Below are 17,275 nucleotides of genomic sequence, written 5' to 3' on the forward strand. Positions count from 1 at the left end.
GTGGCCGACGGCATCGCGTCAGGCCACCTCTTCATTGTGCAGTGCCTCGGCGGCCCCCAGCAGACCGGTCCACGGCGCGGTCACCACCCAGGTAGGGATCGCGGCATTGTAACGGCTCATGCGGTTCTTGTCGGCGAAGGCGCGGCGAAAATCGCTTTGCCCGAGCAGGTCAAGGTTGCGCGGCAGGACGCCGCCGCAGAGATACACGCCGCCACGCGCGCCGAGCGCCAGGGCAAGATCCCCGGCCACGTCTCCCAGAATCTTCATGAAGCGCAGCACGGCATCGCAAGCCAGGCTGTCCTTGGGTTGCCCGTGCGCATCGCGGGCATGGGCGGCCTGGCTGACGTCCGCGGCACTTTCGAGCGGAGTCGGCAGGCCGCGCAGTTCGCCCAGCGCCCGGTAGATCTCGAGCATTCCCTGGCCACAGAGCAGGCGTTCCACCGAGACTCTGCCGTGCCAGCGCCGGAAGATCTTCAGCAGCGCATCCTCGAGCGCATCGGTGGGGGCAAAACTGACATGCCCACCTTCGGTGGCCAGCGGAATCCAGTTGTGGGTGCCATGTACCAGACCCGCGACACCCAGCCCTGTTCCCGGGCCCATGATCAGACGGGGGGCGGCATCATTGCCCGCTCCTTCCGTGAGTTCCTCACCGATGGGCAGTCGCTCATCGGGCTCGATGTGCGGCACGCCCAGTGCCATGGCGGTGAAGTCATTGAGGCACTTGAAGCGTGTCAGGCCCAAGGATTCGCGCACGTCGCTCTTGGCGAATGACCAATGGTTGTTGGTCATGCTGACCTGCTCCTCATGGACCGGGCAGGCAAAGGCGAGGCAGGCCTCCTTGGGTTGTTCGTCAGGGGCAAGCCCCAGTCTCTGGTAGTAGGCCTGGACGGCCTCCACGAGTCCGGAATGCTCGGCGCAGGCCAGCGTGTGGATGTCATGGAGGGTGTGGCTGCCCGGCTGGACAAGCGCCAGCCGGGCATTGGTACCACCAATGTCGCCTACCAAGGCAAAGCGGCTCGGTGTCTCACGAGTCATCGTGTGGCGTCCTGGTCGTGGCCGCTGCCGGGCTGGTCGCCGTAGCCTGCGAAGCTGGAGGCACCTTCTTCGGCGCCACCGACCAGGGAGCGCATCCCGGAGAACAGCTCACGGCCCAGGCCATGGTGGTAGCTGTCACGGGAGATGCCTTCGGCCTCACGAGCCTGCCATTCGCCTTCCTCGACCAGGGCTTCCAGTGTGCCGGCGTTGGCATCCAGACGAACGATATCGCCTTCGCGCAGTCGTGCCAGCGGCCCACCGTCCAGCGCTTCCGGGGTCATGTGGATGGCGGCCGGCACCTTGCCGGAGGCGCCGGACATGCGGCCATCCGTCACCAGCGCGACCTTGAAACCGCGGTCCTGCAGGATACCGAGATAGGGCGTCAGCTTGTGCAGTTCCGGCATGCCGTTGGCGCGCGGACCCTGATAGCGGACCACGGCGACCATGTCCTGTTCCAGTTCGCCGGCCTCGAAGGCGGCCTTGAGCTCGTCCTGATCGCTGAACAGCTTCACGGGGGCTTCGACGAGGCGGTGCTCTTCCTTGACGGCGGAGACCTTGATCACGCCACGCCCCAGATTGCCTTCGAGCACGGTCAGGCCGCCTGTCGGTGCGAACGGATTGGCGACCGGACGCAGCACGTCCTCGTCGAGGCTGTCGGTGGGGCCATCCTTCCAGACCAGCTTGCCGCTCTCGAGGAAGGGCTCACGCACGTAGCCGGCCAGGGTGCCGCCGTCCTGGGTGGTGATGTCGTGCAGCAGTCCCGCCTTGAGCAGCTCGCGAATCAGGAAGCTCATGCCACCGGCTGCCTGGAAGTGGTTGATGTCAGCCTGACCGTTGGGATAGATGCGCGTCAGGCTGGGGACCACGGCGGAAAGCTCGGTGAAGTCATCCCAGGTGATGGTCACGCCTGCCGCACCCGCCATCGCGACCAGATGCAGGGTGTGGTTGGTGGAGCCGCCGGAGGCCAGCAGGCCGACCATGGCGTTGACGATGGCGCGAGCGTCGATCTGGCGATAGAAGGGACGATAGTCGCCGCCGACTTCGCTGTTGCGGATGGTCTGCTCGGCAGCGTGACGGGTCAGGGCGTCGCGCAGCGGGGTGCCCGGATTGACGAAGGAGGCGCCCGGCAGGTGCAGGCCCATCAATTCGATCATCAGCTGGTTGGAGTTGGCGGTGCCATAGAAGGTGCAGGTGCCCGGACTGTGGTAGGAGGCGGACTCGGCTTCCAGCAGCGCGTCGCGGCCCACCTTGCCTTCGGCGAACAGCTGACGTACCCGCGCCTTCTCGTTGTTGGGCAGGCCGGAGGGCATCGGGCCCGCGGGCACGAACAGGCTCGGCAGGTGACCGAAGCGCGCCGCGGCGATGAACAGGCCCGGCACGATCTTGTCGCAGACACCCAGGAACAGGGCGCCGTCGAACATGTTGTGTGACAGGCCGATGGCGGCGGCCATGGCGATCAGGTCGCGGGAGAACAATGACAGTTCCATGCCCGGCTGCCCCTGGGTCACGCCATCACACATCGCGGGTACGCCGCCGGCGAACTGGGCCGTGGACCCCATCGCCTGCACCGCTTCCTTGATGATGCGCGGGTAATCCTCGAATGGCTGGTGCGCGGACAACATGTCGTTATATGACGAAATAATGCCGAGGTTGGCCGAGTTCATCAGCTTGAGGCGATTCTTGTCGGTCTCACCGCAGGCAGCGAAGCCGTGCGCCAGGTTGCCGCAGGAGAGTTCGGAACGATGGACGCCACGGCGTTGCTGGCTTTCCATCAGTTGCTCATAGGCAGCACGACGTTCGCTGGAGCGATCAATGATGCGCTGAGTCACGCGCTCGACGGTCGGATTGACGGACATGCTCTTACCTCATGGGTCAGGCGGCGCAGGGCGCCGAGGCTGGCGAAGAAAGCAGGCTACAGTAGCGCGTCACGTTGCTCAGGAAACGCATTTGTTCGAAATATTCGGTAAACTTAACAAAAAAACTGCTTGAAGACTGGACGACTTTCGGCCAAATTAACGTAAAAGCGTGTAGGATACTTTCATGAGCCACGTTGCCTGCACCTGCCATACGCCACAGGAGTTGAGTCATGACATTACGCGTCGCCATCAACGGTTTTGGTCGCATCGGTCGCAACGTGCTGCGTGCGCTGTATGAAGGCCAATACAATGATCGCATTCAGGTCGTTGCCATCAACGATCTGGGAGATCCGAAGCTCAACGCTCATCTGTTGAGCCGCGACACCGTGCATGGTCGTTTCGCCGAGACGGTCTCTCATGACGAAGAGAACCTGTTCGTCGGTGAAGACAAGATTCGTATCCTGGCGGAACGCGATCCGGCCAAACTGCCGTGGTCCAGCCTGAATGTTGACCTGGTGATGGAATGCACGGGTCTGTTCACCAAGCGTGCCGCTGCCGCCAAGCATATCGAAGCCGGCGCCAAGCGTGTGCTGATCTCCGCGCCGAGCGGTGATGCCGATGCCACCATCGTGTTCGGTGTCAACGAAGACACGCTGAAGGCGGAGCATCAGGTCGTGTCCAACGCGTCCTGCACCACCAACTGCCTGGCACCGGTCGCCAAGGCGCTGAACGACGAAGTCGGCATCGAGAACGGTCTGATGACCACCATCCATGCCTACACCAACGATCAGAACCTGTCGGATGTCTACCACTCCGACCCGTACCGTGCCCGCAGTGCCACGCACTCCATGATTCCGACCAAGACCGGTGCCGCGGCAGCCGTGGGCCTGGTGCTGCCGGAACTCAATGGCAAGCTGGACGGTCTGGCGATTCGCGTGCCGGTGATCAATGTCTCGCTGGTCGATCTGACCTTCACGGCCTCTCGCGAGACCTCCATCGAAGAGATCAATGCCATCGTGACCAAGGCTGCCGAAGGCTCCAGCGTGCTGGCCGTCAACGAGCTGCCGCTGGTGTCCATCGACTTCAACCACGATGCGCATTCCTCCACCTTCGACAGCAACCACACTCGCGTCAGCGAAGGGCGTCTGGTCAAGGTCATGGCGTGGTACGACAACGAATGGGGCTTCTCCAATCGCATGCTCGACACCGCACTGGCCATGCAGGCCGCCAAGTAAGGACAGGCTCCCCCCAGGTGAGGACGAGTGGCCCGAGGATTCTCGCGTCGCGCTCAGGCTCCACGGACAAGGCAATGTCACTCGTCCCCTCTCAATCGTGTGTCGGTCAGGGTTGGCGCCAAGACCGGCTTCGATGCTGCTCGGAATGACATCGCGTCATCCACTCTTTGAACCTCCCAGTCATGGGAGGTTTTTTTTTTCTCGGCAGATCTCTTGACTTCCAAAGCAGGCTGTCTCAGATGCACGATGCCATTCGCGAAGCCCACGAACTGATCGGTGCGACGCTGCGCGATCCCGGGACACAACGTCAGGGACGCGTGGTCGGCATGGATCTCGGGCGTGTGCAGCCGGCCATCTATGTTCTCTGGCAGGAGAGTGCCGCCGCAGAGCGCATTGACATGACGCCGGATGACTTTCGTTCATTGCTGGAGCACTCCCGCGCCCGTTGAGGATGCCTCGCGCTTCCTGTCGCATCTCAATGACCAGGAGCGGCAAAGACTGCTTGAATCGGCACGCGCCAGTGCCGAAACCCAGTCGCCCTGGGAGCCGGATATCTACTATGAGCATCCAGATGGGGAAACCCGGCGACTGGCCTGCGTGGCCTTGCCCCAACCGATGGACCCCATCGATGGCAGCGTGACATGGAATGGTTACTGTGACGACATCACGGCGCGCCATCACATCGAGCGGGCGCTGCGTCAGAGCGAGGAGCGCTATCGATTCATTCTCGATTCCGTCAGCGACATGGTCAGCATTGAAGGCAGTGACGGGATCTGTCAGTACATCAGCCCATCCGTCGAGAGGCTTTGCGGGTTTGGCGTGAATGACATCGAGGGCAGCGAGATCAAGCTGCTGATTCATCCGGATGACAGAGACCGCGTCGCCAGGAAGGTCCATCGTTCCGCCTGCCTTGGAGAGGTCTTTCGTGTCGACTTCCGAATTCTCCACAAGCAGGGCCATACGCTGTGGTTCGAATCCATCTCCACGCCCTCGATGGACCCCAAGACCGGCCGCTATCTCCGGATTCTGTCGGTCTCGCGCAATATCAATGAACGCAAGCTGATCGAACAGCGGCGCGAGCATGAAGCCATGACGGACGCGATGACCGGTGCCATGACCCGCAGCTGCTTCCTCTCCATGCTGGATACGTTGCTGGTATCCGCCTCGCGGGACCAGATTGCCCTGGTCCTGTTCGATGTGGATCACTTCAAGCGGGTCAATGACAGCTTCGGTCATGCCGCCGGGGACCAGTTGTTGAGTGGGTTGGGCGGCATCTGTCAGCAGCAATTGCGGCGCAATGACTATTTCGGGCGATTGGGGGGCGAGGAATTCGGCATCTTGCTGGCTGATGCCGGGGTCGCTACCGCTGTCGGCATGGCAGAGCGTCTGCGTCAGAAGATTGCACAAGGAGTGGGCGATGCGTATGTTACGTGGCTGGTGCGCCGGAAGTCTGTTGTTTGCACAATCGGTGCTGTCCGCGGGGCAGGCATTGGCGGCCGATGATGGCACCCTCGTCGACCGTCTCGAAGGGCCGCAGGTCGTCACCGAGGTCGTGACCTATCGTGCCAATGGTGAGGAGCATGTCGGGCTGATCGCGCGTGATGCCAAGGCCAAGGGGCGTCGCCCCGGCATACTGCTGGTCCATGAGTGGTGGGGGCTCAACAGTTATGCTCGCAAGCGCGCGGAGCAGCTGGCGGGGCTCGGCTATGTCGTGATGGCGGTAGACATGTACGGTGAAGGCCGCACGGCGGAGCATCCCGAGGATGCCAAGGCCTTCTCGTCGGCGGTGATGAGTGACTGGCCGAAGGCCGAATCCAGCTTCAATTCGGCGCTGGCGGTGCTGCGTTCTCGCCCCGAGGTGGATGGTGACCGCCTTGCGGCCATCGGCTATTGCTTCGGGGGAGGTGTCGTGTTGAACATGGCGCTTTCCGGCGCTCCGCTCAAGGCTGTCGTCAGCTTCCACGGCAGCCCTGGAATCGCCGTCGAGAATCCCGAGCCCTTCGCCGGACGCGTCGTGATCCAGAATGGCGAGGCGGATTCTCTGGTATCGCAGCAAGGATTGGACACGCTGCTGTCTACCTTTGAATCCCTCGGTACGCGGACGACCCTGATCCAGTATCCGGGGGCGAAGCATGCGTTCACCAATCCGGAGTCGGATGCCAAGGCCGCCAGGTACGACCTCCCGCTCGGCTATGATGCGTCGGCGGATGCTGCCTCCTGGCAGGTCATGCTCAATCTGTTCAATGGCGTGTTCAAGTCACCGAAGAATCCAGCTCCTTGAGCGAGAGCACCTGATGCGCGAGACGAATCATGTCCGGATCACCCGTATGCTTGCTGGACACATCCGACAGCTTGATCACCGGCACCCAATCCTGACCCTCGGGCCGGGCTTCCGTCATCTTGATGACCATGTTCATCGGCTGGGGGCCGACGTCATTGGTGAAATTGGTGCCGATCCCGAACGACATGCCGATACGACCGGCACAGTAGCGCACGATACGGTCAACCTTGTCGGTATCCAGACCATCCGAGAAGATGATCGTCTTGGTCTTGGGATCAATGCCCAGCGACTCATAGTGGCGAATGGTCGCTTCGGCAAACTCGATGGGATCACCGCTGTCGTGCCGTACCCCATCAAACAGCTTGGCGAACTTCTTGTCGAAGCTTCTGAAGAAGGCACGACTGGTAAAGGTATCTGAAAGCGCGATCCCCAGATCACCCCGGTAGACCTTCACCCAGTTTTCCAGCGCCAGGATGTTGGCCATCTTGAACCCGAAGCGCGCTGCATGAAACATGAACCACTCGTGAGCATGCGTCCCGATGGGCTTGGTGCCATGACGCTGGGCCATGTGGACATTGCTGGTGCCGATGAAGCAGCCACGGCCCTGTTCCTTGAGGGCGGCCACTACCTGATCATGGACCGCATAGGAATGGCGACGACGCGTCCCGAACTCGGCGACACGTACCCCCAGACGCTTGTAGTGCTCGATCTTGGTCAGCGTACTGTCACGCACGCTCTTGTCGCTGTCACGCTGATCGCCACCAAGGCGGTACCAGAGCTCACTGATCATCGCCATCAGCGGGACTTCCCACAGGATGGTGCGGTACCAGTAGCCCTCGATATGGACCTCAAGCTCCTCACCCGACTGGGTGATGGTGATTTCCGCGGGATCGAAGCGAAAGCCGGCAAGAAAGTCACGATAGGTGGGGTCGAGGAAGGGGCACTGTTGCTCCAGAAACTCCTTTTCCTCAGCACTCAGCGCCAGGCGTGCCATGTCATCCACGGCCGCGCGCAGTGCTTCGCCGAATCCCGGGGGGAAGGCATGCTGGCCCCGGTTGATGAAGGCGTAACGGGTGCGTGCGTAGGGAAACAGTTTCACCACCGCGTTCTGCATGGTGAACTTGTAGAAATCATTATCGAGAATCGAGTGCAGCATCGAGGCTCGCTCAGGTATGAGGCGGCTCACAGGAGCCGGAATCGCTGGCGGGGAACTGGCATCTGGACGTGCTCTCGTCGATCAGCGCTGTCACGCCCGCAGAATGGGATGCGCTGGCGGGAAAAGAGTATCCCTTTCTGCAACATGCCTATCTTCGTGCACTGGAAGACAGCGGCGCGGCCTGCGCGTCTACGGGCTGGTACCCGGCGCACTTGCTGGTGCGTGACGAGTCAGGACGGCTTGTCGCCGGCTTGCTGCGCTATCTCAAGCTGCACTCGCGGGGCGAGTATGTCTTTGATCAGCAATGGGCCGAGGCGCTGGAGCAGGCCGGTGGGCGTTATTATCCCAAGCAGCTGTCGGCAGTTCCCTTCACGCCGAGCGCTGGTCCGCGGCTGGTCCTGGCCTCATCGGAGACGGGAGGCCCTTCCCGCCGAGCGTTGCTTGCCTGGTTGTGGCCCAGGCTTCAGGCCGGCGTGGCACCCGCCGTCGACGCAGGCGGGCCCTTGCGACGCTTTGAGCACAGTGGCTTTCATCTGTTGTTCGCGGATCTTGACGAGTGCCGCGACTGGCAAGCCGTCAGTCCGCAGCTGATGCTGCGTGGTGGCATGCAGTATCACTGGCAGTCGCGAGGTGAGCGAGACTTCGATGAGTGGCTGGGCAGTCTGCGCTCCAAGCGACGCAAGGAGATCCGCCGCGAGCGCCGCAAGGTGCTCGAGCAGGGCATCACCCTCGCGCGTCTCAGCGGTGAAGCCATCGGTGAGAGCGATCTCGAAGCTTTCCATCGCTGTTACTGCATGACTTATCTGGAGCGCGGACAACGGCCCTACCTGACACTGGCGTTCTTTCAGCGCTTAAGGCGCAGCATGCCCGAACAGCTGCTGCTGGTGCAGGCGCGTGATGAACATGGCGATCCTGTGGCGGCTGCGTTGTGCCTTGTCGGTGCCGATTGCCTCTATGGGCGCTGGTGGGGCAGTGAAGTGCAGGCGGACTGCCTGCATTTCGAGGTCTGCTATTACCAGGGGCTGGAGTTCTGCCTTGAGCGGGGACTGACGCGCTTTGATCCGGGCACACAGGGTGAGCACAAGATCAGCCGCGGCTTCTCGGCCTATGACACCTGGTCATTGCACTGGCTGGTACATCCCGGACTGCAGTCAGCCGTGGCTGACGCGCTTGAGGAGGAAGCGCGCTGGTTGAGCGGGGCGCGACGCCAGGTGGAGGCGATGCTGCCCTATCCATGTTCAACACCAATCTTGAGAAGACCACTCAGCAGTTCGACGACATGTTCTTCGCTCCGCTGCGTGCTTTCAGCGCCCTGAGCCTCGATTACAGCGAGAAGCTGGTCAGCGCCCAGATGGATCTGACCAAGTCCTACGTTGACACCTCCATGGCGCAGGCGCGTTCCATGCTCGAGATCAAGGACAGCGAAGGCCTGAAGAACTTCGTCAAGGAACAGCAGGAGACGGTCAAGTCTCTGGGCGAGAAGCTTCAGAACGACACCCAGAAGGTGGTCGAGCTGAACCAGGAATACGCCAAGAAAGGTCAGGAACTGGCAGAGAACAATGCCAAGTCCGCCTCCGAGGCCATGCAGAAAGTCGCCAAGTAAGCGGCTGCTGCTGACGCTCTCAGGCGAGCGTCTACAACGCCCATCCGGTCTTCCGGGTGGGCGTTCGCGCGTCTGGAGTCTTGAATCTGATGGCTCGTTGCGGGAGGAGGAAGCGTTGGCACCATCCCCTTGAGCGTCAAGGCAATGATGGCGGTGAGCGGGTAATATCGCAGTGAGCGCGCTGACGCTATCGGTCGGTCTTATCCGGCAGGGCTATCAGGCAGCGTTACCAGGCAGCGTTACCAGGTCATGTCACCGCAAGTGACGGTCATGGATGATCGAGCAAGGCTCCCCGGCGGCATATGTCGGGAGGCATCAACACAAGGAGTGTGTGATGAATTCTGTCAGTGCGGCATTGGCAGCATTAATGGACGCGGTATCCGGCATGAGTGGGCAATTCGGGGAGGGGGTAGCGTCTCATCTGACGTCGACAGCAGGGCTTCAGCGAGAACATGTCGAGACCCGCTATCAAGGGCAGATGATCGATTTCGATACCTTGCAGTGGCGTGTTCTCAATGACTCCGTGTGTGCCAACCAGCGGCAGAATGCCATGGCACATACCCGCTGCAGCCAGGCGGCCAGTGAGATGTTCGCTTCCACCTGTCAGGAAATGACCGCCAATCCTCCGACCCTGCCCTCCCAGCGTTACCACAGTACGCGGCGCATGGCCTGCCATGCGGCGGTCAGCTATCAGCCCAGCATCGGCAATATCCAGTGGGCTGAATCATCAGGTGCCGATCAACTGGCAGAGGCGGAATGCAATGCTGCCACAGCGGCGTTGCTGGGCAGCAGCGACCTTGATGCCATCCAGTATCAGCGCCGGGTCTGTGGCGGACGCTAGCGGCGAGCGTCGCCTTGGGCCACAATGTGCTGCCACGCCGCCGGTGATTGCCGGCGGCATTTATTCGATCAGTGACAGGTGATAGACATGGCACAGGCCACAGCGCGTCATATTCTCGTTTCCAGCGAAGAACAGTGTGCAGCTCTCAAGACCGAAATCGAGAACGGCCGCGATTTCGCTGATGCCGCTCGCGAGCACTCCTCCTGCCCGTCCGGTCGCAGTGGCGGTGACCTGGGCGCCTTCGGCCCGGGCATGATGGTCAAGGAATTCGACGAAGTCGTGTTCAGCGCACCGATCAACACCGTGCAGGGCCCGGTGAAGACTCAGTTCGGTTATCACCTGCTGGAAGTCACCAGCCGCACGTGATCTCTGGATCACGCTCATGACACGTCATGAGCGGTTGGCAGTCTACCTATACCTCCTGATAGAGCTGGCTGCCTTCGCGCTTGAACTTGTCAGCCTGCTCCTGCATGCCGGCCATCACGCTGTCGGCGTCACCGGTCAGGCCGTGTTCGTTGGCGTAGTCGCGGACTTCCTGGGTGATCTTCATCGAGCAGAACTTCGGCCCGCACATGGAGCAGAAGTGGGCGACCTTGGCCGAATCCTTGGGCAGCGTCTCGTCGTGGAAGCTGCGCGCGGTGTCCGGGTCAAGGCCCAGATTGAACTGGTCTTCCCAGCGGAACTCGAAGCGTGCCTTGGAGAGTGCATTGTCACGACGTTGCGCGCCCGGATGCCCCTTGGCCAGATCCGCGGCATGCGCGGCGATCTTGTAGGTGATGATGCCAGTCTTGACGTCGTCCTTGTTGGGCAGGCCCAGGTGCTCCTTGGGGGTCACGTAGCAGAGCATGGCGCAGCCGAACCAGCCGATCATCGCGGCACCGATACCGGAGGTGATGTGGTCGTAGCCCGGGGCGATGTCGGTGGTCAGCGGGCCGAGGGTGTAGAAGGGCGCCTCGTCGCACTCGCTGAGCTGCTTGTCCATGTTCTCCTTGATCAGGTGCATCGGCACGTGACCCGGACCTTCGATCATGACCTGGACATCGTGCTGCCAGGCGATCTTCGTCAGCTCGCCGAGCGTCTCGAGTTCGCCGAACTGGGCGGCGTCATTGGCATCGGCCACCGAGCCCGGGCGCAGGCCATCGCCCAGTGACAGGCTGATGTCGTAGGCCTTGCAGATCTCGCAGATGTCCTCGAAGTGGCGATAGAGGAAGCTTTCCTCGTGATGCGCCAGACACCACTTGGCCATGATCGAGCCACCGCGCGAGACGATGCCGGTCACGCGGCTGGCGGTCAGCGGCACATAGCGCAGCAGGACGCCGGCGTGGATGGTGAAGTAGTCGACGCCTTGCTCGGCCTGCTCGATCAGCGTGTCGCGGAAGATCTCCCAGTCGAGATTCTCGGCCACGCCATCGACCTTCTCCAGCGCCTGATAGATCGGCACCGTGCCGATGGGCACGGGAGAGTTGCGCAGAATCCATTCACGGGTCTCGTGGATGTTGGCGCCGGTCGAGAGATCCATCACGGTGTCGGAGCCCCAGCGGATCGCCCAGGTCATCTTGTCGACCTCTTCCTCGATGGAGGAGGTGACCGCCGAGTTGCCCAGGTTACCGTTGACCTTCACCAGGAAGTTGCGGCCGATGATCATCGGCTCGCTTTCCGGGTGATTGATGTTGGCGGGAATGATGGCGCGGCCACGCGCGACTTCCTCACGCACGAATTCGGCGGTGATCTCGTCGGGCAGGTTGGCGCCGAAGCTGTGACCCGGGTGCTGGTGGCCCAGAATGCTCTCGACGGAGTCGCTGCCCTGATATTCCTCACGCAGCGCGATACGACGCTGATTCTCACGAATCGCGATGTACTCCATCTCCGGCGTGATAATGCCCTGGCGCGCATAGTGCAGCTGGGTGACATTCTTGCCCGGCAGGGCACGACGCGGGCGGTGGTCCAGCTCGAAACGCAGGGACGACAGGCGCAGGTCGGCCTGGCGCACGCGACCATATTCGCTGCTCAGCTGATTGAGCTGTTCGGTATCGCCGCGCTCCTCGATCCACTTCTCGCGCAGTGGCGCCAGCCCGCGACGAATGTCGATCTCGACCGCCGGGTCGGTGTAGGGGCCGGAGGTGTCGTAGACGACGATCGGCGGATTCTCTTCCAGACCGCTGGAGGTCTGGGTCGGCGAGCAGCCGATCTCGCGCATGGGCACGCGGATGTCCGGGCGGGAGCCTTCGATGTAGATCTTGCGCGAGCCGCTCAGCGGCGCGATGGCGGCGGCGTCGACTTGGGCTTCACTGGCGAGATGGCGACTGCCATCCTTGCGACCGGCACGTGCGCGCGCCTTCGGCGCAGCCTCAGGCTGGGGGGCGAGCGACGGTTCTGCGGCGTTGGTGGCTTGCGGATCTTGAGTCGTGGGGGTAGTGCTCATGCAGGTCTCCTCAAAGGGCGACGTCACGGCAGACGTCATCATGGGAAGACCGTGCGCAGGGAGAGGATGGCCATCGCCGACTCCTTGCCAACAGGTGGCCCGGGAGCGAGGCGGCCGCGGGCAGCGGCTGACCATCAGCTTGATTCCTACGCCGGTCCTAACCGGTTCAGGTTCCACGGGACCCCTTGCTGGCAGCCTCGCCCATTTGGCGGCGAGGTGATGCATGCAGGATCTCAGCCGGTTCCACCGGCACCCCGTCAAGCGTGCTCAGAATTCAATGCGGGCATGGGCGACGGCCTGCCACGGATCAGTCGCGATCAAGGCCCATCTGCCAGAAGTCGATCTCGAGACGCGTCGCATCGCGGAAGACATCCACCAGCTCGCCCAGCCGGCGCTCCGAGACCTCCGAGAGCCGAGCGTCCAGCCATTCACGTTCGGCGTCCACCGCTTCCTTGAAGTCATCGCTGGAGTACATCGCGATCCAGTCCGCGTACGGATTGTCCTCGATCTCGGTGGTGTCCTGATCCAGCAGCCACTCGGCGATCTCGCCGTAGCCGATCAGGCAGGGCGCGAGCGCCACGTGCAGATCGAGAAGATCGCCGCGCTGGCCGCAATCCAGTACGTAACGGGTATAGGCCAGGGTGGCGCGGGATTCCGGCAGCTCACTCAGGTCATCCTCGCTGATGCCCCACTCGCTGCAGTAGCCGATATGCAGATCGAGCTCGGTATTGAGGATGGTGTCGAGACTGGCCGTGGCCTGACGCAGCTCCGCGAGGGTGCGGCTCTTGTAGGCGGCAAGCGCCCAGGCGCGCGCGAAGTGGATCAGGAACAGGTAGTCCTGCTGCAGGTAATGGCGGAAGGACTCCTCTGGCAGACGACCTTCCCCGAGCTGGCGAACGAAGTCATGCTCGAGATAGTCGCGCCATTCCTCGGCGCAGGCACTGGTCAGGTCTGAAAAGCTGGGCATGGAAGAGGTGAAGATGATGTGCGGCAACACTTCGCGCTTGATCCCTACGCCGGTACTAACCGGATCAGGTTCGGCGGGATCGTCATTCACGCACCTCGATGCAAGGCCTCGAACAGTGCGAATGACATCTCAGCCGGTCTTACCGGCACCCCGTCAAGCTGTGACTCAGACGTCACGATATCTCGAGTGTAACAGTCCTGCGGTGCAGGAAAGATGTCATGCAGGCTGACAGGAGGAGAGGTTCGCCATCAGGGCTGGGAAGTGTCGCCTCAGGCGCACCAGATCGTGAGGCTCATCGACATCCCAGCTGACAGGCAGGCAACCGACGCTTCTGCCTGCCTGAGCCAGCAGTGCAAGAGTCTCCCGGCTCACGTCGGCATGGCTCCAGTGATCCAGCTGGAAGGCCGCCGGGCAGGCTGCTTTCAGGCCAATCAATCCGTATCCCCCGTCTTCGCTGGGCTGCAGCACCGCCTCATGGTCATGCAGGCACCGCGCCGCCTCGCGCAGACGTTGACTGTCCAATGCGGGCAGGTCAGAGCCCATCAGCAGCACGGGGCCTGCGGGCAGGTGGCGCAGCATGGCCTGATGCATGCGCTCCCCAAGCCCACCCTGTGGCTGTGCCTCGAGCGTGACGCAACTGATCCTCAAGGTCCGTCAGCAGGGCTGCCTGCTCAGGTTGCTGCCGGGCGTGCTCGGGGGAGGGAGTCAGCATCACGACCACCTTGCCGAGGCGTGAGGCGCAGGCCTGCTGAACGATTCTGCGCAGCATGCGCGAGTAGAGGCGTGCCGCCCCCTCGGGACCGAGGGCAGGGATCAGCCGCGTCTTGCATTGTCCGGCCAGTGGCAGGCGGCCGAAGATGATGAGCGTCGGGCGCATGTCATACGCGGCCGTGTCGGTTTCCCTGTCAGCAAGCGAGGCTTCAGGCATGAGGCAAGCCACGCTGTTCACACGCCTGAGCGGCGGCACCATAACCATAGAGGCGCGCCAGACGGACAGGAGATACGCCACCCCAGGCTGCCAGGCGCAGCCCCCACATCTTGAGGATGGTGCGACAGACGCCATGGGTTTCCCAGCGTCTTCCACTGGTAGTGACTCTGGCGGAGAGGTTCAGCGGCGAGGTCAGTCGCTTGAGCCTGACGCTCAGCTGGATGTCCTCCATCAGGGGCACGACGGGAAAGCCCTCGATGGCCTCGAAGGTGGAGCGTCGTACGAACTGGGTCTGATCACCCGTGCTGATGCTGGTCAGGCGTGAGCGCAGATTCATCAGCGTGGCGATCACGGGCAGCAGCGGAGAATCTCCTTCGATGTCGACATCGAAGCGACCCCAGTCGCACTCGCGATGCTCGACGAGGGTCTCTGACAGTACCGAGAGGACATATGCCGGCAGGCGCGTGTCAGCATGCAGGAACAGCAGCCATTGGCCACGAGCCTGAGAGGCACCGGCGTTCATCTGCGTTGCCCGGCCCGGATCACTGCTCAGGCAGCGATCGCACAGCGGCGTTGCCAGCTCGCGGGTAGTATCCGTGGAGCCGCCATCGACCACGATGACCTCGCAATCCCCGCTCGCGCGCATTGGGCTCAAGGCGATCAAGGCCGAGACGATACCGGATGCCTCGTTGTGGACTGGCATGATGATGCTCAGCCACGGGGGGCGCGTCAGGAGGTCACTGAGAAAAGGTGATCCGATAGAGTCCTGAGGCTCCGGTATCGCTGGTCAGGTAGAGGCTGCCATCCTTGCCGAATGCTACATCCAGTGGGCGTATCCAGCGCTCGCCGCTGCTGCTGTCCTGCAGGCCGGTCAGTACCGGCACTAGGCGTGCTTCAGTGTCTGGCGTCGCCAGCTTGAGGCCCAGCAGGCGAGGCTCACGACGACTGGCGGGGTCTCCCCACGCCTTGCCGGACGGTGCCGTGCCCCAGCTGCCGTGGACTGCCACCACGACATCCATGTCAGCAGCCAATGGATGCCCTGGCGGTACCACCGCGATTCCCATCGGCGCACTGCGAGCGGGGATCTCGGCCAGTGGCGGTGCAATCTCGTCACGCTCGCGCGGTGAATCGCTCGTGATGCAATCATCTGCCTGCCAGCGGCCATCGATCCACTGATACCAGGGCATGCCATGGAAGCTGCCTTCGCGGGCAGCGACCACCAGCTCGCGGGGATGCTCGTAGCCCCAATGGTCCGGTCCGTTGTTGGTGGCCAGCAGGCGCGTCTCTCCTGTCGCCAGTGCCTGCCAGACCAGGCCGACGGGGTTGCGCAGACCACTCGCCCACGCACGCCACTCGGGAGGCTCGCCACTTTCCTCAAGGCGCATCACTCCCCCACGGCGCTGTTGCTGTGGATAGCGAGGCGAGGTGCCCGCCAGATATTGATCGGAGCAGTTGCCCTGGATCCCCAGCGCCAGATACAGGCCATTGTCAGGGCCCAGGCTCAGCGTACGCGAGTTGTGGCCGCCGCCGCCGGGAATCGCGATCACGCGGTGGAAGTCGCTCGGGGCAAGGGAGATCCCGGGATGGTAGTCCGCGACCAGCAGGGCGTCCGTGGTCGCGACATACAGGCGCGCATCGCGGACGACGGCAGAGTGGGGATAGCCTTCCAGCTCGACCAGCACTTCCATGCGCTTGAGGCTGCCATCATCGGCCAGCTGGCCTCGGTAGAGCTTGCCGGCCCGCGAGCCGATCAACACCTCATCGTGAGCGGTGAGGTGCAGCATGCGAGGCGCCTGAAGCGATGCCAGCCGAGTCATGCCGGCCCCTGGTGGCAGCCTCAGGGAGGGGGCGTCCTCGGGAACTCAGGAGCGCTTCGCGTTGCGGCGGCGGTACTTGAGGTGGCGGCGCCAGCCCTTGAGGGAAAGCCAGGAGTCGTCCCGAGGATAGAAGCGCTTCTCACGCCAGCCCGGCTGCTCGTCCAGTTCTTCCGGGCTCTTGCGCCAGCGCTTGTATTCCCATTGATACTGCGCGGGCGCCAAGGCGATCGCGGCTTCCACTGAGGCATTCACTCCCCGCGCCGAGATGACCTCGTCTTCAGTGTAGACCGCCTCATCCGCGGCGAGGAAGTGGATGGCGAAGCCATGGCCATCTTCCAGGCGTTGAGCGACACCGGTCACCACGCGGGCGTCGGTTCTCGCCACCAGCTTGGGGAGCAGAGTGGCGGTGTAGGCGGGGCGGCCGTAGAAGTCGGCGAAGACACCGCTGCCGCGTCCCGGTTCCTGATCCGGCAGGATGCCGATCGCCTCGGCGCGCTTGAGCGCCTTCAGCAACGCTGCCACGCCGCGGGAGTTGGTAGGCACCAGTCTCGCCCCCATGCGCTCACGCCCGTTGCGAATGATCGGGTCGAGCCGCTCGAACTTGGGCGGCTCGTACATGGCAGTGAAGGGGAAATGGCTCGAGAGCCAGAAATTGAGCACTTCCCAGTTGCCGAAGTGCGGCGCCAGCACGATCACGCCACGTCCCTCGGCACGGGCTTCGTCGAGCAGATTGCGACCGTGCACCTCGAGAATCGAATCGCGCACCGCGTCTTCATCACCCAGCCATACCTTGCCCAGCTCCAGCATGGTGGCGGTGGAGTGCGCGAGGCTCTCGGTCACGAGGCGTGCGCGTGCCTCACGCGGCTGATGAGGGAAGGCCTGGCCAAGATTTCTGCGCGTGACGCGCCGTTCCCGCGGATTGAGCAGTTGCACGAGACGCGCGACCGGGCGCGCCATCCACCACAGCTGGCGGGTGGTCAGGCCCGAGAGTCGCTGCCATAGCCAGGCGACGGCGTTGGCCTTGAGAGGTAAAAGGCGTTGTTCCATGGCCTTTTCAAAACGCTTGAGAGTCTTTTCCATCGTCACACATGAAGTTCCGGTGGTCTGGCGTGAGATACCGCACTGGTCAGAGGG

At 62.8% G+C, this 17,275-nt stretch carries 17 protein-coding genes and 2 riboswitches; of the genes, 8 read left to right on the forward strand and 9 right to left on the reverse strand.

Annotated elements, in window-relative coordinates:
- Positions 1–18: 18 nt before the first annotated feature.
- Both glk and edd read right to left on the reverse strand, forming a co-directional pair.
- Positions 19–1,035, reverse strand: coding sequence for a glucokinase (gene glk / locus CU110_RS03910; RefSeq protein WP_084208028.1), 1,017 nt, complete (start codon positions 1,033–1,035; stop codon positions 19–21).
- Positions 1,032–2,891, reverse strand: a complete 1,860-nt coding sequence (gene edd / locus CU110_RS03915) for a phosphogluconate dehydratase (protein WP_127734622.1) — start codon at positions 2,889–2,891, stop codon at positions 1,032–1,034. Before edd ends, glk begins: the two co-directional genes overlap by 4 nt.
- 230 nt (positions 2,892–3,121) lie before the next feature.
- Between edd and gap the strand changes: the two genes are divergently transcribed.
- The 4 genes from gap (at position 3,122) to CU110_RS03935 (ending at position 6,407) form a co-directional block, all read left to right on the forward strand.
- Entirely contained in the window at positions 3,122–4,126 is a 1,005-nt protein-coding gene (gene gap, locus CU110_RS03920; RefSeq protein WP_084208030.1) for a type I glyceraldehyde-3-phosphate dehydrogenase, read from the forward strand.
- Between the two features lie 239 nt (positions 4,127–4,365).
- Entirely contained in the window at positions 4,366–4,575 is a 210-nt protein-coding gene (locus tag CU110_RS03925) for a hypothetical protein (protein ID WP_127734624.1), read from the forward strand.
- Positions 4,535–5,629: a GGDEF domain-containing protein gene (locus tag CU110_RS03930; RefSeq protein ID WP_127734626.1), complete on the forward strand. Its 1,095-nt coding sequence runs from the start codon at positions 4,535–4,537 to the stop codon at positions 5,627–5,629. Before CU110_RS03925 ends, CU110_RS03930 begins: the two co-directional genes overlap by 41 nt.
- Positions 5,580–6,407, forward strand: a complete 828-nt coding sequence (locus CU110_RS03935) for a dienelactone hydrolase family protein (protein WP_164850266.1) — start codon at positions 5,580–5,582, stop codon at positions 6,405–6,407. The genes CU110_RS03930 and CU110_RS03935 overlap by 50 nt, the downstream gene beginning before the upstream one ends.
- Here the strand turns inward: CU110_RS03935 and pncB are convergent.
- On the reverse strand, positions 6,379–7,563 hold the full coding sequence (pncB, locus tag CU110_RS03940; RefSeq protein WP_127734630.1) for a nicotinate phosphoribosyltransferase: 1,185 nt from the start codon (positions 7,561–7,563) through the stop codon (positions 6,379–6,381). The genes CU110_RS03935 and pncB overlap by 29 nt on opposite strands.
- Before the next feature lie 68 nt (positions 7,564–7,631).
- On the opposite strand from pncB, the gene CU110_RS03945 reads away from it, so the two are divergent.
- The 4 genes from CU110_RS03945 to CU110_RS03960 all read left to right on the forward strand — a co-directional run bounded on the left by CU110_RS03945 (position 7,632) and on the right by CU110_RS03960 (position 10,373).
- Positions 7,632–8,879, forward strand: a complete 1,248-nt coding sequence (locus tag CU110_RS03945) for a GNAT family N-acetyltransferase (RefSeq protein ID WP_240665470.1) — start codon at positions 7,632–7,634, stop codon at positions 8,877–8,879.
- Positions 8,843–9,166: a phasin family protein gene (locus CU110_RS03950; RefSeq protein ID WP_240665471.1), complete on the forward strand. Its 324-nt coding sequence runs from the start codon at positions 8,843–8,845 to the stop codon at positions 9,164–9,166. The genes CU110_RS03945 and CU110_RS03950 overlap by 37 nt, the downstream gene beginning before the upstream one ends.
- A 334-nt stretch (positions 9,167–9,500) precedes the next feature.
- Positions 9,501–10,007, forward strand: a complete 507-nt coding sequence (locus CU110_RS03955; protein ID WP_127734635.1) for a hypothetical protein — start codon at positions 9,501–9,503, stop codon at positions 10,005–10,007.
- Positions 10,008–10,094: 87 nt separating this feature from the next.
- Complete coding sequence (locus CU110_RS03960) at positions 10,095–10,373, forward strand: peptidylprolyl isomerase (RefSeq protein WP_043331408.1); 279 nt, start codon at positions 10,095–10,097, stop codon at positions 10,371–10,373.
- A gap of 46 nt (positions 10,374–10,419) precedes the next feature.
- Here CU110_RS03960 and thiC read toward each other — a convergent pair whose 3' ends face one another.
- From thiC to CU110_RS03990, 6 genes are all read right to left on the reverse strand, one after another.
- Positions 10,420–12,429: a phosphomethylpyrimidine synthase ThiC gene (gene thiC / locus CU110_RS03965; protein WP_084208037.1), complete on the reverse strand. Its 2,010-nt coding sequence runs from the start codon at positions 12,427–12,429 to the stop codon at positions 10,420–10,422.
- A gap of 126 nt (positions 12,430–12,555) precedes the next feature.
- Positions 12,556–12,696, reverse strand: a riboswitch (TPP riboswitch).
- Between the two features lie 40 nt (positions 12,697–12,736).
- Entirely contained in the window at positions 12,737–13,396 is a 660-nt protein-coding gene (gene tenA, locus CU110_RS03970; RefSeq protein ID WP_077375119.1) for a thiaminase II, read from the reverse strand.
- Positions 13,397–13,420: 24 nt separating this feature from the next.
- Positions 13,421–13,559: riboswitch (TPP riboswitch) on the reverse strand.
- 53 nt (positions 13,560–13,612) lie between these two features.
- Positions 13,613–13,987, reverse strand: coding sequence for a DUF2064 domain-containing protein (locus CU110_RS03975; RefSeq protein ID WP_127734637.1), 375 nt, complete (start codon positions 13,985–13,987; stop codon positions 13,613–13,615).
- Positions 13,988–14,316: 329 nt separating this feature from the next.
- A complete protein-coding gene (locus tag CU110_RS03980) occupies positions 14,317–15,027 on the reverse strand; it encodes a TIGR04283 family arsenosugar biosynthesis glycosyltransferase (protein WP_127734639.1) in 711 nt (236 codons plus the stop codon).
- Positions 15,028–15,061: 34 nt separating this feature from the next.
- Positions 15,062–16,108 (reverse strand): hypothetical protein, encoded by a 1,047-nt coding sequence (locus tag CU110_RS03985; RefSeq protein WP_084208039.1) that lies wholly within the window; start codon positions 16,106–16,108, stop codon positions 15,062–15,064.
- A gap of 78 nt (positions 16,109–16,186) precedes the next feature.
- On the reverse strand, positions 16,187–17,221 hold the full coding sequence (locus CU110_RS03990) for a lysophospholipid acyltransferase family protein (protein WP_240499668.1): 1,035 nt from the start codon (positions 17,219–17,221) through the stop codon (positions 16,187–16,189).
- Between the last annotated feature and the right edge of the window lie 54 nt (positions 17,222–17,275).

The organism is Cobetia sp. ICG0124, from assembly GCF_004006355.1.
GTDB classification, from domain to species: domain Bacteria; phylum Pseudomonadota; class Gammaproteobacteria; order Pseudomonadales; family Halomonadaceae; genus Cobetia; species Cobetia marina.

Bases quoted from the DNA above. Each gene is read 5' to 3' on its own strand.
- CU110_RS03985 (WP_084208039.1), bottom strand. From the start codon at position 16,108: ATGCTGCACCTCACCGCTCACGATGAGGTGTTGATCGGCTCGCGGGCC.
- glk (WP_084208028.1), bottom strand. From the start codon at position 1,035: ATGACTCGTGAGACACCGAGCCGCTTTGCCTTGGTAGGCGACATTGGT.
- tenA (WP_077375119.1), bottom strand. From the start codon at position 13,396: ATGCCCAGCTTTTCAGACCTGACCAGTGCCTGCGCCGAGGAATGGCGC.
- CU110_RS03925 (WP_127734624.1), top strand. From the start codon at position 4,366: ATGCACGATGCCATTCGCGAAGCCCACGAACTGATCGGTGCGACGCTG.
- gap (WP_084208030.1), top strand. From the start codon at position 3,122: ATGACATTACGCGTCGCCATCAACGGTTTTGGTCGCATCGGTCGCAAC.
- edd (WP_127734622.1), bottom strand. From the start codon at position 2,891: ATGTCCGTCAATCCGACCGTCGAGCGCGTGACTCAGCGCATCATTGAT.
- CU110_RS03960 (WP_043331408.1), top strand. From the start codon at position 10,095: ATGGCACAGGCCACAGCGCGTCATATTCTCGTTTCCAGCGAAGAACAG.
- CU110_RS03975 (WP_127734637.1), bottom strand. From the start codon at position 13,987: ATGCATCAGGCCATGCTGCGCCACCTGCCCGCAGGCCCCGTGCTGCTG.
- CU110_RS03955 (WP_127734635.1), top strand. From the start codon at position 9,501: ATGAATTCTGTCAGTGCGGCATTGGCAGCATTAATGGACGCGGTATCC.
- thiC (WP_084208037.1), bottom strand. From the start codon at position 12,429: ATGAGCACTACCCCCACGACTCAAGATCCGCAAGCCACCAACGCCGCA.
- pncB (WP_127734630.1), bottom strand. From the start codon at position 7,563: ATGCTGCACTCGATTCTCGATAATGATTTCTACAAGTTCACCATGCAG.
- CU110_RS03950 (WP_240665471.1), top strand. From the start codon at position 8,843: ATGTTCTTCGCTCCGCTGCGTGCTTTCAGCGCCCTGAGCCTCGATTAC.
- CU110_RS03990 (WP_240499668.1), bottom strand. From the start codon at position 17,221: ATGGAAAAGACTCTCAAGCGTTTTGAAAAGGCCATGGAACAACGCCTT.
- CU110_RS03930 (WP_127734626.1), top strand. From the start codon at position 4,535: ATGACTTTCGTTCATTGCTGGAGCACTCCCGCGCCCGTTGAGGATGCC.
- CU110_RS03980 (WP_127734639.1), bottom strand. From the start codon at position 15,027: ATGCCAGTCCACAACGAGGCATCCGGTATCGTCTCGGCCTTGATCGCC.